Genomic DNA, 14,282 nt, shown 5'->3' on the forward strand with positions numbered 1-14,282 from the left:
GGCATGCGGAGCATCGGGTACGTCGGCGTGCGGTCCGCGTCGGCGCAGGACTGGCTGGACTTCGGCCCACATGTCTTCGGCTTCGAGGCCTACCAGCTCCCCGACGGGACGGTCCGGGTGCGCTGGTGCGACCGGTCGCACCGCCTCGCGATCCACCCGGGTGACTCCGACCAGCTGCTCTACCTCGGCTGGGAGATCGGCGCCGAGGAGTCGCTGGAGGACGTCGCGGCCCACCTGACCGCCGCCGGGTTCGAGGTGACGACGGGCTCGGCGCGCCTCGCGGCGGACCGTTCCGTCGACCGGCTCATCTATTTCGACGACCCCTTCGGCCTGCGGCACGAGTTCTTCGTCGGCCAGGAGGAGACGGCGGGCTCCTACCAGGGGCAGCGGCCGACGTCGCGGACGGTCACCGGGGAGCTCGGCCTGGGCTTCGTCGTGCTGCGGGTGCCCGACCTCCAGCGGGGTCTCGACTTCTACGCCACCGTGATGGGCATGAAGGTGTCCGACGCGATCAACCTCGGCGCGCACCTCGGCGAGATGTGGTTCCTGCGGTGCAATCCGCGCCATCACAGCATCGCCCTGCTGGAAGGGGCCGGCACCCTCCGGCTGGAGCACCTGATGATCGAGGCGACCACGCTGGAGGAGGTGGAGATCGCCTGGGACCTGGCCCGGGACGAGATGGACGCCTTCGTCAGCCCCGGACGCCGGCTGTCGGACAACATGTTCCTGTTCCGGGTGCACACCTCGACCGGCTTCATGGTCTGCTACGGGTGGGGCGCGACGCAGGTAGACGACGAGGAGAGCTGGATCCCGCGCTACATCGACTCCTCGACCGGGGCCGGCATCGTCTACTCCGCCGCCGCCGTCGTGACGGCGGGTGACCCGTCCGCCGAGGTCAAGCGCTGACCTCCAGGGCGTCGATGATCTCCAGAGCCACCTGCGCGGCGAGCCGGTCGCGATAGTTGTTCAGGTCCAGCCCGGTGATCTCCTCGATCCGGTGGATCCGGTAGGTGACCGTGTTGGGATGCACGTGCAGCAGCTTCGACGCCCGCTGCGGGCTGTTGTTCTCCCGGAAGTAGCACATCAGCGTGGAGATGTACTCCGAGTGGTGCTTCTTCTCGTGGCGCAGCACCTCGCCGAGGATGTCCGTGGCGAACTCGCGCAGCGTCTCGATGTCGGGCACCTGGAGCAGCAGGCGGCTGATGCCGAGCTTGTCGAACGCGACCACGGCGCCGCGCTGGCCGAGCCGCCGGATCACCTCGTTGGTCCGCCGCGCCTCCTCGTAGGAGCGGGCGATGTGCGCCGGCTCGTGGAACGCGCCGCCGACGCCGATGGACACTCCGACGTCGGGGAACAGCGCCCCGAGCCGCTGCACGCACAGGGTGCCGAGCTGCTCGGCCCGGGTGGTCGAGCCCGGCGTGGCGTTCTCCGTCAGCACCACGACGACCTCGTCGGTGCGTACGGAGGTGATCGCGTCCGGGGACTGGGCGATGAACAGGCGGGCGGTCGCGCCGGCGGCGCGTTCGGCGACGAGGGCGCTGCGCTGGGAGTCGCCCGCGGGCGGTTCGAGAATGATCGACAGGACGCGGTGCTCGCGCTCGGTGTCGTAGCCGAGATGCTGGGCCCAGCGCACGACCTCGTCGTTGTCCCGGCCCGACCCGGACAGCAGTCCTTCGACGAGGTCGTCCCGCACCTGGCTGGCCGCCGAGAAGAAGACCCGCTCGCGGGCCAGGATGACGCCGCAGATCGTCGCGGCGTGCTCGGCGATCAGCAGGTCGATGTCCTCGCCCTGGTCTGGGGCTGCCGAGACGAGCGAGACGAGATAGGCCGGCACGGTGTCGCCGACGAGGATCGGGGCCACGACGCGGGCCCGGCCGCGCGCCGGATCGGGCAGCCGGAGCGGGTGCCGGGATTTGCCGGCGTCGGCGAGCATGTGCGCCAGCCGGGGGTGGATCAGATGGTCGTGGACGTACTGGATGGCGCTGTCGTCGCTCTCTCCGGGCGAGGCGGCGGCGAGGATGCCCATCTTCTGGCTGATGATGGCCACCGTCACGTCGGTCCGGTGGGCGACGAGGTGGGCGACCGTGCCGATGTCGGCGTCCTGGAGAGCCAGCCCGGACAGGTGGCGGTAGATCTCCACCAGGTCGCGCAACGTCCGGTTTTCCTGGGTGATCGCGGTAGAACCGCTGGTGACGCTGGTCAGGCCGGTGAACGGTGACTCTGCCGCCATGAGCGAATCCTAAGGTCGAGCGCCGGGGGTGCCATGTGTGTGACGACAAAGAGTACGCCCCCATACTGTGCTGTAGCCCACAGTGCTCCCTCGCCTGGTCGGCTATACGTGGTAATCGACCCATGTCCGACGCCGTCTCACCATGACGGCGTTTCGCATGGTCACCGCCTTGCCAAGGGTGTCCGGTAACGATCCCGAAACCGCCCATTTACGCAACGGCTCCCTCTTGACGCCCACGTAGCCGCAGGGCAGCATTGCGTTTACAACTATTGCACATTTTGTCCCATTATCGGACAACGGCGCAGTGGATCGATGCGGCACGGACGGAGCTCGGCGGGTGTCTCGCCCGGCTCCGCACTCTCTTCGTTCCACGTAGCGCTGGACGGAGGTGGCGGTGAGCGCAGGCATGGTAATTCGCCGGCTCGGCGGCGGTCTGCTGGTCTTGTGGCTTGTTTCGATTCTCACCTTTCTGCTGGTGCAGTTGATTCCCGGCGATGTCGCCGAGGTCATCGCAGGTGAGAACGCCACTGTGGCCGAGGTGAGCAGGATCCGCATCGAGCTCGGCCTGGACAAGCCGATCCTGGAGCAGTATTCCAGTTGGTTCGTCGGCATCCTGCAAGGAGATCTCGGCGACTCGTTGTTCACCAACAGGTCCGTCGCGGACACGATCATCGAGGCGGCCCCGCCGACCGTGATCATCACCCTGATGGCGATCGTGGTCGCCGTCGTGATCGGTGTGACGGCCGGCATCGTCGCGGGCCTCACCCAGGGGAGCTGGATCGACCGGAGCGTGTCGGCCCTGGCCACCCTCGGCATCGCGATGCCGAGCTTCTGGCTGGCGATGGTGCTCGTGTCCGTGTTCGCGCTGGCCAACCCCTGGCTACCGGCGACCGGATACGTCGATATCAGGGAGGGCTTCGGGGAGTGGCTCTCCTACGTGATCCTCCCCTCCACGGCGCTCGGCCTGGCCACGGCCGCTGAGCTCGCCCGGCATACCCGAGGGTGTGTGGCCGACGTGCTCACCCGCCCGTATGTCCGTACGGCACGGGCCCGCGGCGCCTCGGGCGTCTGGCTGGTCCGCCGGCACATCCTGCGCAACGCGGCCATCCCCGTGGTGACCGTGCTCGGCCTGCAGGCCGGACGGCTCCTCGGCGGCGTGATCGTGGTGGAGGCCGTGTTCGGCATCTCCGGCCTCGGCTCCCTCGCCATCAACTCGGTGCTCCAACGGAACTATCCGATGATCCAGGGATACGTCCTGTTCAGCGCCGTCATCGTGGTGGCGATCAACCTCATCGTGGACCTGGCCTACGGCTGGATCAACCCGAAGGTGCGTACGGCATGACCACGGCCACCCAGAGCGCACGCCCGCGCCATGTCATCCGAACGCTCCTGCGCCAGCCGGCCAGCGCGACCGCTGTCGGATTCATCGCCATCCTCGTCTTCTTCGCGATCGCCGGGCCTTTCGTCTACCCGCACGACCCGGAGGTTCAGGACCTCGGCAACAGGTTCGCCGAGGTCAGCTGGACGCACCTGCTCGGCACCGACGAGTTCGGCCGGGACGTCGCGAGCCGGATCATCCAGGCGTCCCGCATCGCCGTCACCGCGCCGCTCATCTCCGTGGGCGTGGCGCTGCTCATCGGGCTGCCGCTGGGGCTCTGGGCCGGGCTGCGCCGAGGCGCCGTCGACGCCATCGCCGGCCGGCTGGCCGACACCATCCTGAGCCTCCCCGCGCTCGTGGCCGCCCTGGCCATCATCGCGGTGCTCGGCCCGGGACTCGTCAACGCCATGCTGTCGATCGGCATCATCTTCGCACCCGGTCTGTTCCGTGTCGTACGCGGGGCGACGCTGGCCGTCGCGGAGGAGACCTTCGTCGACTCGGCGGTGGCGATCGGCTCGTCCACCCGGCGCACCCTCTGGGTGCACATCCTGCCCAACATCGCCGCTCCGCTGCTGGTCCAGGTCACGATCCTGATGGGCGTCGCGCTCCTGGTCGAGGCGAGCCTGAGCTTCATCGGCCTGGGCGTCCAGCCGCCCGACGCGAGCTGGGGCTCGATGCTCAAGGCCGCCTACACCAACCAGTTCCACTCGCCCTTCGCGGTGGTGCCGTCCGGAGTCGCGATGGTGCTGACCGTGCTCGCGTTCAACACGATCGGTGACTCGATCCGTGACGCCGTCGGACTCAGGAGGCGTACATGACAGCAGGACCGGGACAGCGAAGCGACGCCGGCGCCGCCGAGCCGCTGCTGGCCGTCAAGGGCCTCACCATCGATCTGCCCGGCGGCGCCCGGCAGCGTGGCCTGGTCGAGGACGTCACCTTCGAGGTGCGCAAGGGCCAGGCGGTCGCGCTGATCGGCGAGTCCGGCTGCGGCAAGTCGCTGACCTCCATGGCGATCCTGGGCCTGCTGCCGGCGGCCGTCCGGGTCGCGGCGGGCTCCATCCACTTCGACGGGGTCGACCTGCTCACCTGCAACCGGAAGCAGCTCCGCAAGGTGCGCGGCGGGCCGGTCGGCATGGTCTTCCAGGAGCCGATGAGCAGCCTCAACCCGACGATGACCGTCGGCGACCAGATCGCCGAGGTGCGCAGGCTGCACCTGGGCGAGCGGCGGTCGGTGGCGCTCAAGGAGGCGTCGAAGCTGCTGAGCCGGGTCGGCATCCCCAACGCCGACCGCAGGCTCGGGTCCTACCCGCACGAGATGAGCGGCGGCATGCAGCAGCGCGTCATGATCGCGGCGGCCATCGCCTGCGACCCCAAGCTGCTGATCGCCGACGAACCGACCACCGCGCTCGATGTCACGATCCAGGCCGAGATCCTGGAGCTGCTGCGCGACCTGCGCCGCGACCTCGATCTCGCCGTCCTGCTGGTCACGCACGACCTCGGCGTGGTCGCGGACTTCTGCGACGACGTGGTCGTCATGTACGCCGGTCACATCGCCGAGCGAACCCCCGTCGACCGGCTCTTCTACGAGCCGCAGCACCCGTACTCCAGCGCGCTGCTCGCCGCGGTGCCGCAGGCGGGCCGGGCCCGGACCAGCCTGACGGTCATCCCGGGCCGGGTCCCGTCGGCGGGACACTTCCCCGGCGGCTGCCGGTTCGAGCCGCGCTGTGCGCACAGCGTCGAAGACGTCTGCCGGCGACCACAGGCCGACACGGCCATCGCCGACGATCGCCGCACCCGGTGCGGACGTGTCGCCTCCGGTGACCTGATTCTGAAGGGGACCGTCCGTGGCTGAGGATCATGTGGTCTTGCGCGTGCGCGGCCTGACCAAGTCGTTCCCGCTGCGCCGCAGCTTGCTGGGCCGCACGCTGGAGAGCGTCCGCGCCGTCGACGGCGTCGACCTGGAGGTACGGGCCGGCACCACGGTCGGCATCGTGGGCGAGTCCGGCTCGGGCAAGACGACCGTGGGCCGGCTGATGGCCCGGCTGCTCAAGCCGGACCAGGGCACGGTCGAGGTGGAGGGCAAGGACGTCAGCAGAGCGCGCGGCAGCGAGCTCAAGGAGATGCGCAGCAGGCTCCAGGTCATCTTCCAGGACCCGTACGGCGCGCTCGACCCGACCAAGACCATCGGCCACGCCATCGCCGAGCCCCTCCTGGTCCACGGCAAGATCGGCCGGGGCGAGATGCGGGAGCGCGCCGCCCAGCTGCTCGGCCGGGTCACCCTCGACCCGGCGTTCGTCGACAGGTATCCGGACGAGCTGTCCGGCGGGCAGCGCCAGCGCGTCTGCATCGCCCGCGCGCTGGCCCTGTCGCCGAGCGTGCTCGTCGCCGACGAGCCCACCTCCGCGCTGGACCTGTCCACCCGTTCGGAGATTCTCAACCTGCTGCTGTCCATCCAGGAGGACACCGGGCAGGCGATGGTCCTGGTGTCCCACGACTTCGCCACGGTGCGGCACCTGTCGCACCGGATCGCGGTGATGTACCTGGGCCGGATCGTCGAGGAAGGGCCCGCGGAGCAGATCGCGACCCACCCGCTGCACCCGTACACCAAGGCGCTGCTGTCGGCGGTGCCGGTGCCGGACCCGGACGTGCAGCGCTCGCGGCGCCGCACCGTGCTCAGCGGCGAACTGCCCGATCCGGCGAACCCCCCGTCGGGCTGCCGCTTCCGCACCCGCTGCCCGGTCGTCCAGGACGCGTGCGCGAGCCAGGACCCGCCGTTGCTGCAGATCGGCGAAGATCACCGGGTCGCCTGCATCCTGCACCAGCCGCCGCAGGACGACGCGGCCGTCAACGAGCCACAGGAGACGGCGCGATGAGCGGGCCGGGAGCTCTCAGCGGGATCCGCGTCGTCGACTTCGGTCACCACGTCGCCGGGCCGCTGGCCGCGGTCATGCTCGCCGACCAGGGCGCCGACGTCGTGCACATCGACCGTCCGGGCGTCACCCCGCCGGCCGACGACGCGTTCTTCAACCGCGGCAAGCGGCGCATCACCCTCGACCTGAAGGACCCGGAGGACCTGAAGGTCGCCCGTGACCTCGTCCGGCGGGCCGACGTCCTCATCGAGAACTTCCGGCCGGGGGTGATGGACCGGCTCGGGCTCGGCTGGGCGGAGTCGCGCGCCGTCAACCCGCGGCTCGTCTACTGCTCGATGCCGGGCTTCGCGGCCGACGACCCGCGCGCCGGGGTCCCCGGCTGGGAGGGCGTCATCGCCGCCGCCACCGGCAACTGCCGGATCCGGGCCGGTCACGCGCCGGACGGCTGGGACGACACCCGGCCGACCTACACGGCGATCCCGGTCGCGTCCAACTTCGCGGCGTTCTGCGGCGCCTTCGCGATCGTGGCCGGCCTGACCGCGCGGCAGCGCACCGGCCGTGGCGACCGCGTCGAGGTCCCGCTGTTCGACGCGATGTTCGAGGCCATCGGGGGGAGCGGCGCCTACCCGGTCGCGCAGGGGCTGCCGCCGGATCGGGCGATCAGCTCCAACGGCAGCGGTACGTACCGGTGCGCGGACGGCAGGTATGTGCAGTTCAACCCGATCGGCGCGACGCCTCGCTTCCTGGCCTGGTTCCTCGACGCGGCCGGGGTGACGGCCTGGGCGGGCGAGGGCCTGACCGACCGCGCCCGGCAGGATCGCGACCCCGAGCTGCGCAGGCTGCTGCACGACCGGCTCACCGCGCTGTTCCTGACCCGGCCGGCGCTTGAGTGGGAAGAGCTGGCCAACGCGGCCGGCGTCCCGCTCGCCGCGGTCCGGACGCTGGCCGAGTGGCTGGAGAACGGCCACGCGCTCGCCGCCGGGCAGGTCGTCGTGGTCGACGATCCGGAGCTCGGGGCGACGGCGATGCCGGGCGCCGCGGTGTGGCTGTCCGCCACCCCCACCCTGCCCGGCAGGCCACGGCACCTGCCCGACGCCGACCGCGCCGACATCCTCGCCGAGCTTGCCGCACCGCTCGCCGACCCGGCACCCGTCGCCTCGCCTCCCACCGACCCGACATCCACCGAAGCCGAAGCCGCCTCGCCGGCTGCCGGTCTGCCGTCCGGGGAGGGTGACGCGGTCGCCGCACTGCCCTACGCGGGCCGGCGGGTCGTCGATCTCACCCAGATCCTGGCCGGGCCGAGCGCGGGACGGATCCTGGTCGAGTTCGGGGCCGACGTCGTGAAGATCAACTCACCGCAGCGGCGGGTCGGCGCGCACGGGTTCGTCAACCGGGGCAAGCGGACCGTTCTTGTGGACGTGAAGTCCAGCCAGGGCCAGCAGATCCTCTGGCGGCTCATCGAGGACGCGGACGTCCTGACCCACAACTTCCCCGAGCGGACCGCCGAACGTTACGGCCTCGGCTACGAGCACGTGCGGGCCCGCCGCCCGGACATCGTGTACGTCTCCGTCAGCTGTTACGGCTACGGCGGGCCGTGGGCGAACCGCCGGGGCTACGAGACCCAGGGGCAGGCCGCGACCGGGATCATGACCAGGGCGGGCGGCGACGGCAAACCGGCCGTGCTCGGCCCGTACAACCTCCTGGACTACGGCACCGGGGCCATGGCCGCCTTCGCGACCGCGGTGGGTCTCTACCATCGCGAGGTGACCGGCGCCGGCCAGCAGGTTCGCACCTGCCTCACCCAGACCGGCGTCTACCAGCAGGCGAGCCTCGCGGTGCAAGCCAAGGACGAAGCCGAGCCCAGCAGGCCATCGGGCGAAGCCGAGCCGGGCAGGGCATCGGGCAAGGCTGAGCCGCGCGGGCCGTCGGCGCTCGGGCTCGACGGGTGGCACCGGTTCTACCAGGCGGCCGATCAGTGGTTCTTCCTCGGGGCGGACCGGCACAGCCTGCCGGTCCTTCGCGAGGTGCCCGGCCTGGAGCAGGCGCTGTCCGGCCTGGACGGCTCCGACGACGACGCGGTGGCCGCGGCCCTGGAGGCCGCCTTCCGCGCCGGGACCGCCCGGGAGTGGACCGACCGGCTCACCGCGGCGGGGCTGGGCGCGCATCCGGTCATCACCCTCGCGGAGCTGATGACCGACCCGTGGGCCCGATCGAGAGGCCTCACGGTCAGCCAGATCTCCGAGGAGGTCGGCGAGGTGGTGATGCCCGGCATCGCCATCCGGGTGGACGGCGCCCCGCCGCGCCTGGGCCATCCGGTACGCCGGCCCGGCGCCGACGCGCGCGAGGTGCTGAGCCGGATCGGGCTCGCCGATTCGGCGGAGGCGCTCGAACAGGGCTGGGCCGTACAGATGACCGCGCTTCCCCCCGGCTGGGACAACTTCTGACCCTGGCCACTTCCCGCCCTGACCACTTCCCGCCCTGGCCACGTCCGATGGCCGTTTCCGACCTCGGACGAGCAAGCCAACAGCACATCCCCGGCCCGCTGAGCGGGACGCGCCGCGATCGCGGCACTGACAGGAGGACTGATGAGCGACGACCCGGCCACCCGGTACGACCTTTTGATCAAAGGCGGCCGGGTCCTGGACCCCGGGCAAGGGCTCGACGGCGTCATGGACCTCGCCATCACCGGCGGCCGGGTCTCCGCGATCCGCGCGGACATCCCGGCCGAGTCGGCCCGCCGGGTGATCGACGCGAGCGGCCCTGGACGGTACGTCGTCCCCGGCCTGATCGACATCCACACCCACGTCGCGCACGGCGCGATCACCCCGGGTGTGGGCATGGAAGGCTGCGACCCTGACGCCATCGGCGTGCAGTCGGGAGTCACCACGCTGGTGGACGCCGGATCCGTCGGCGTCGCCAACATCGGCGTCTTCTCCGCCTACATCCAGCCGAACGCCAGGACGCGGGTCATCCCGTACCTGAACATCGGCAGTTATGCGCACACCATGCCCACCATGATCGACGTCAACGACCTGGCCGAGATCGACCCGGTCGCGATCGCGAAGTGCGTCGCCGCCAACCCGGGCCTGGTCCAGGGAATCAAGCTGCGGCTGGTCGGACCGCTGGTCGCCACGCACGGCAAGGAGATCGTGTCCGCGACCAAGGCGGTGGCCAGGGAGCACGGGGTCCCGCTCATGGTGCACATCGGCGACCTGTCCGCGCGGCGGCGGCCCGATCCGCACCTGCTCGAACCGGCCACCCGGTTCGCCATCGAGCAGCTCGACGCGGGCGACATCCTCACCCACCTGTGCACGCCTAATCACGGCGGTGTGATGGACGCGGCGGATCGGATGATGCCCGCCCTGCTGGCCGCCCGTGAGCGCGGGATCACCCTCGACTCGGCGCTGGGCCGGGGCAACTTCGGCTACCGGGTGGCGAGCGAGCAGCGCGCGCTCGGTCTTCTGCCCGACACCATCAGCAGCGACCTGACCGCGGCGGGAGAGACCTTCCACTCCCTGCTGGAGTGCATGGCCAAGTTCATGGCCGTGGGCTACACCCTGTCCGAGGTGGTCCGGATGACCACCGTGAACGCGGCGCGGGCGATCCGGGCGGAGCACGAGCTCGGCGCGATCGCGGTCGGCCGGGAAGCCGACGTGACGGTGCTCGACCTGGTCGAAGGCGACTTCGAGTTCGTCGACACCAAGCAGGAGGTCTTCCACGGCGGCTTCGGCCTGCGGCCGGTGCAGACCGTACGGGCCGGCGCGCTGATCGCGCCCGGCTGGGGCACCCACCCGTGGGGCTGGCTGCCGGCGCCGCGTTCGACCGCGGGGGCGGCGTCGTGACGGGCGGGCGGCGGTTCGCGGCCGACGGCGACTGGGAGCGGCTCCCGGACGGCTTGCGGCACGCGGACGTGGCCGCGGTCGACGTGGACGCCGACGACCGCGTCTACCTGTTCACCCGCTTCGACGGCCAGGTCATCGTGTACGAGCGCGACGGCACCTTCGTCCGGAGCTGGGGCAAGGGCCTGTTCACCACGCCGCACGGGCTGACCGTCGGCCCGGACGGCGGCGTCTACTGCGTCGACGCGGGCGACCACACGATCCGCAAGTTCACCCCCGAGGGCGAGCTGCTCATGATGCTGGGCGTCGCCGGCATGGCGTCGGACACCGGGTTCGTCTCCGGCCGGCCCGTGACCGTGCACAGCGTCGAGGGCGTCCAGTACGCGGGCGGGCCGTTCAACCGCCCCACCAACCTCACCGTCGCCCCGGACGGCGACCTCTACGTGACCGACGGGTACGGAAACAGCCGGGTGCACAGGTTCACCGCCTCCGGCGACCTGATCGGATCCTGGGGCGAGCCCGGCACCGGCCCCGGCCAGTTCCACCTGCCGCACTGCCTGGACATCGCGGCGGACGGGCGGGTGTTCGTCGGCGACCGGGAGAACGACCGGATCCAGATCTTCACCCCGGACGGCGAGTTCATCGAGGAGTGGACCGACATCCGGCGCCCGTGCGACCTCACCATCGCCCCGGACGGCTCGGTGTACGTCGTCGAGCTGTGGCGGCCGGCGGGCAAGCGGTCCTTCGTGCACGGCGAGGCGCTGGAGGACCAGCCCGCCCGGCTGACCGTGCTGGACCGGCACGGCCACGTGGTCGAGCGGTGGGGGGACTCCACGACGGACCGCACGGCGGTCGGCAACTTCATCGCACCGCACGGGGTCGCGCTGGACTCCCACGGGGACCTGTACGTCGCCGAGGTGACGTACAGCTTCGCGATCAGACCCGGCTGGGTCGAGCCGTCGAGCGGCCGGCACCAACTGCAGAAGTTCCTGCGCGTCGGCGCGGGAGAAGACACCTTGGCTAGGAGAAACGCATGAGGCGCGGAAACGGTCGGATCCTCACCACGCACGGCGGCAACCTGCCGCGGCCCAAGGACCTGGACGAGCTGATCGCCCAGGGCGACCGGGAGGCCATCGACGCGCGCCTGCCGGGCGCGGTGGAAGAGGTCGTCGCTCGCCAGGTCGAGTGCGGCATCGACACCGTCAACGACGGCGAGTACGTCAAGGCCGCGAACCTGGCCGGCTACAGCGGCTACATCCACTCCCGCGTGACCGGCTGGGAGACCCTGCCCATCGACCCGGACGTGCCGCCGAAGCGCGAGTACGTCGCCGCCCGCGACAAGGCGGACTTCCCGGGCACCTACGCTTCCGGCCTCTGGCTGGCCGGGGCAGGCGGGCCGATCAGGCCCGGCTTCTCGACCCCGGGCAACGCCCCGAAGCCGCCGACGTCGACCCGGGTGTGCACCTCCCCGATCACCTACATCGGCCAGGACGCCATCGCGAGAGACGTCGCGGCGATGAAGACGGCGGTCGAGGGCAAGGAAGTGGACGGCTTCATCGCCGCCCTGGGACCGCTCAGCCTGGGCGCGGGCGCCACCAACGCGCACTACGCGAGCGAGGAGGAGTACATGTTCGCGGTCGCCGAGGCGCTCCGCGAGGAGTACCGGGCGGTCACCGACGCCGGCCTGACGCTGCAGATCGACGAGCCCGAGTTCGCGACCACCTGGCAGTTCCACCCGACCTGGTCGGTCGAGGACCTGCGTCGCTACCTCGAGTTCGCGGTCGAGGTCATCAACCACAGCATCGACGGGCTGCCCGCCGAGCAGATCCGGATGCACACCTGCTGGGGCAGCGGCCACCGGCCGCACACGCAGGACATCGGCCTCGAACACATCGCGGACCTGCTGATCAAGGTCAACACCCAGGCTTACGCCGTCGAGTCGGGCAACGTCCGGCACGCGCACGAGTGGCGGGTGTGGGAGGACGTGAAGCTGCCCGAGGGCAAGATTCTGGCTCCCGGCGTGGTCAGTCACGCCACTGACCTGGTCGAACACCCTGAACTGATCGCCGAGCGGCTGACGAACTTCGCCAGCGTGGTGGGAAAGGAGAACCTGCAGGCAGGGACCGACTGCGGGATCGGATCGCGAGTGGGCCACGAGGAGATCGTGTGGGCGAAGCTCGCCGCGCTCTCCGAAGGCGCCGCGATCGCCAGCAGGCGACTGTGGGCCGACTAGCCCACAGCTCAAGACCAGGACCTGGTGGGGGCGACATTCAGCGTCACGGCTGAAGACAGGTCACCGAGCACAACGGGGACACGCGGATACGGGCCGGAACGTCGATGACGGAGTCGGGGAGCACCGCGGGTCGCCAGTCATACCAGTCAAGTTCGCCTGAAATGTGGAGACATAAGCCGTGAAACGAGCAGCAGTAAGAACAGCAGGGGCATTCCTCGCCACCGGTCTCGCCCTCTCCGGCTGTGGCGCCGGGACGACCGACAAGCCGACGACGTCGAGCGCTGACGGCGCTCCCGACACCGCGGCGATCCTGCGGTGGGCCGTGCCGGGCAACCCGACCTCCTTCGACCCCCGCAAGGCGGCGCCGCTGGACCCGGTGTTCCTGGACGTGGTCTACGAGCACCTGATCAGCCGGAGTGCCGCCGGTGAGATCGGGCCGGGTCTGGCGACCGAGTGGACGTTCTCGGACGAGAACAAGGTGATCACCCTCAAGCTGCGCGAGGGAGTGAAGTTCCACAACGGTGAGGACTTCAACGGCGAGGCCGTCAAGGCGTCGCTGGAGGCGTTCAAGAAGAGCGGCGCGCTGGTCACGACGCTGTCGGTGCTCGACAAGATCGAGGTGACCAGCCCGACCGAGGTGAAGCTGACCTTCACCGAGCCGGCCGGTTACATGATCAACGTGCTCGCCGGTGAGGCCGGCATCGTGGTCGCGCCCGGCGCGCTCGACGCCCCGGACCTGCCGACCAAGCCGGTCGGCACCGGCGCCTTCCAGATCGACACACTCCAGGTGGGCAAGGTCTCCTTCAAGAAGTTCGACGGTTACTGGAACGCCGCCGAGACGACCATCGGCGGCGTGGAGATGACCGTCTACTCCGACGAGACGACCCGCCTGCGCGCGGTGAAGTCGGGGCAGGCCGACGGCACCTCCATCACGCCCGGCCAGATCAAGGAGGCCGAGGCGGACGGCATGACCGTCATCAAGGGCCCCAACACCACCTTCAACGGGATCCTGCTGAACACCTCCGTCAAGGGGCTCGACAACCCCAAGGTCCGGCAGGCGTTGATGCACGCCATCGACCGCGAGTCGATCAGCAAGAACCTGTACGAGGGCGCCTGCGTCTCGTCGACGCAGCCGTTCCAGGAGGGCTTCTGGGCCAACGTGCCCGAGCTGAACGACGTGTCGTCCTCCTACGACCCGGAGAAGGCCAAGAAGCTCCTGGCCGAGGCGGGCTTCCCGAACGGCATGGAGCTGACGCTGGAGGTCGGCCCCAACACGTCGTACCAGACGCTGGCCCAGGCGCTGCAGGCACAGCTGCAGCAGGTGGGGATCAAGTCCACGATCAAGGTCCTGGAATTCCAGCAGATGATCACCGCCCGCCGGACCGGCAAGTTCACCGCCACGGTGGCGCTCGTGCAGTCCGGCCGGCCCGACCCGAGCCAGTTCGTCAAGGACTTCTACATGAAGGGCGGCTCGTACAACCCGGGCGGCTACTCCCTGGACGGGCTTGACGACCTGCTGGCGAAGGCGCGGGCCAGCGATGACGTCGCCGAGCGTTCGGCGCCGATGCACGAGATCATCAAGAAGGTCACGGAGACCGGGCCGCCGGTGATCCCGGTGTGCGGCGTGACCTATGTGGCGGCCTTCCGTAAGGGCGTGACCGGGCTCGACGTGCCGGCGGTCGGCGATTACCACTTCAACACGGTGAAGATCAGCGGATAACGAGGAAAGGAA

The 14,282-nt window shown here is 70.3% G+C and carries 11 protein-coding genes; 10 read left to right on the forward strand and 1 reads right to left on the reverse strand.

The genetic code is table 11. The features are described from left to right. The first annotated feature begins 3 nt into the window (after window positions 1-3). Window positions 4-906, forward strand: a complete 903-nt coding sequence (locus IEY87_RS09355) for a VOC family protein (protein WP_189138071.1) — start codon at window positions 4-6, stop codon at window positions 904-906. On the opposite strand, the gene IEY87_RS09360 is transcribed toward IEY87_RS09355, so the two are convergent. Then, a complete protein-coding gene (locus tag IEY87_RS09360) occupies window positions 896-2,230 on the reverse strand; it encodes a PucR family transcriptional regulator (RefSeq protein ID WP_189138072.1) in 1,335 nt (444 codons plus the stop codon). The two genes, IEY87_RS09355 and IEY87_RS09360, sit on opposite strands and share 11 nt — an antisense overlap. Window positions 2,231-2,624: 394 nt before the next feature. Between IEY87_RS09360 and IEY87_RS09365 the strand changes: the two genes are divergently transcribed. The 9 genes from IEY87_RS09365 to IEY87_RS09405 all read left to right on the forward strand — a co-directional run bounded on the left by IEY87_RS09365 (window position 2,625) and on the right by IEY87_RS09405 (window position 14,270). Next, window positions 2,625-3,572: an ABC transporter permease gene (locus tag IEY87_RS09365; RefSeq protein ID WP_225277724.1), complete on the forward strand. Its 948-nt coding sequence runs from the start codon at window positions 2,625-2,627 to the stop codon at window positions 3,570-3,572. Beyond that, the gene (locus IEY87_RS09370; protein WP_189138073.1) at window positions 3,569-4,426 is read left to right on the forward strand and encodes an ABC transporter permease; all 858 of its coding nucleotides are present in this window, start codon (window positions 3,569-3,571) and stop codon (window positions 4,424-4,426) included. The genes IEY87_RS09365 and IEY87_RS09370 overlap by 4 nt, the downstream gene beginning before the upstream one ends. Continuing rightward, on the forward strand, window positions 4,423-5,460 hold the full coding sequence (locus IEY87_RS09375) for an ABC transporter ATP-binding protein (protein WP_189138074.1): 1,038 nt from the start codon (window positions 4,423-4,425) through the stop codon (window positions 5,458-5,460). Before IEY87_RS09370 ends, IEY87_RS09375 begins: the two co-directional genes overlap by 4 nt. Further along, window positions 5,453-6,481: an ABC transporter ATP-binding protein gene (locus IEY87_RS09380; protein WP_189138075.1), complete on the forward strand. Its 1,029-nt coding sequence runs from the start codon at window positions 5,453-5,455 to the stop codon at window positions 6,479-6,481. The genes IEY87_RS09375 and IEY87_RS09380 overlap by 8 nt, the downstream gene beginning before the upstream one ends. Then, window positions 6,478-8,922 (forward strand): CaiB/BaiF CoA transferase family protein, encoded by a 2,445-nt coding sequence (locus tag IEY87_RS09385; RefSeq protein WP_189138076.1) that lies wholly within the window; start codon window positions 6,478-6,480, stop codon window positions 8,920-8,922. Before IEY87_RS09380 ends, IEY87_RS09385 begins: the two co-directional genes overlap by 4 nt. Window positions 8,923-9,063: 141 nt before the next feature. Then, window positions 9,064-10,320 carry an amidohydrolase family protein gene (locus IEY87_RS09390; RefSeq protein ID WP_189138077.1) on the forward strand — a complete coding sequence of 419 codons (1,257 nt, stop codon included), beginning with the start codon at window positions 9,064-9,066 and terminating at the stop codon, window positions 10,318-10,320. Then, window positions 10,272-11,354 (forward strand): peptidyl-alpha-hydroxyglycine alpha-amidating lyase family protein, encoded by a 1,083-nt coding sequence (locus tag IEY87_RS09395; RefSeq protein ID WP_189138078.1) that lies wholly within the window; start codon window positions 10,272-10,274, stop codon window positions 11,352-11,354. Before IEY87_RS09390 ends, IEY87_RS09395 begins: the two co-directional genes overlap by 49 nt. Beyond that, a complete protein-coding gene (locus tag IEY87_RS09400) occupies window positions 11,351-12,550 on the forward strand; it encodes a cobalamin-independent methionine synthase II family protein (protein WP_189138079.1) in 1,200 nt (399 codons plus the stop codon). Before IEY87_RS09395 ends, IEY87_RS09400 begins: the two co-directional genes overlap by 4 nt. A 178-nt stretch (window positions 12,551-12,728) precedes the next feature. After that, window positions 12,729-14,270 (forward strand): ABC transporter substrate-binding protein, encoded by a 1,542-nt coding sequence (locus IEY87_RS09405; protein WP_189138080.1) that lies wholly within the window; start codon window positions 12,729-12,731, stop codon window positions 14,268-14,270. The last annotated feature ends 12 nt before the right edge of the window (window positions 14,271-14,282 follow it).

The sequence above is a fragment of the Nonomuraea glycinis genome, from assembly GCF_014646515.1.
GTDB lineage: Bacteria > Actinomycetota > Actinomycetes > Streptosporangiales > Streptosporangiaceae > Nonomuraea > Nonomuraea glycinis.

What these genes read in the sequence shown, in the direction of transcription:
- IEY87_RS09385 (WP_189138076.1), top strand. Translation starts at nt 6,478, where the DNA reads ATGAGCGGGCCGGGAGCTCTCAGCGGGATCCGCGTCGTCGACTTCGGT.
- IEY87_RS09400 (WP_189138079.1), top strand. Translation starts at nt 11,351, where the DNA reads ATGAGGCGCGGAAACGGTCGGATCCTCACCACGCACGGCGGCAACCTG.
- IEY87_RS09355 (WP_189138071.1), top strand. Translation starts at nt 4, where the DNA reads ATGCGGAGCATCGGGTACGTCGGCGTGCGGTCCGCGTCGGCGCAGGAC.
- IEY87_RS09360 (WP_189138072.1), bottom strand. Translation starts at nt 2,230, where the DNA reads ATGGCGGCAGAGTCACCGTTCACCGGCCTGACCAGCGTCACCAGCGGT.
- IEY87_RS09370 (WP_189138073.1), top strand. Translation starts at nt 3,569, where the DNA reads ATGACCACGGCCACCCAGAGCGCACGCCCGCGCCATGTCATCCGAACG.
- IEY87_RS09375 (WP_189138074.1), top strand. Translation starts at nt 4,423, where the DNA reads ATGACAGCAGGACCGGGACAGCGAAGCGACGCCGGCGCCGCCGAGCCG.
- IEY87_RS09390 (WP_189138077.1), top strand. Translation starts at nt 9,064, where the DNA reads ATGAGCGACGACCCGGCCACCCGGTACGACCTTTTGATCAAAGGCGGC.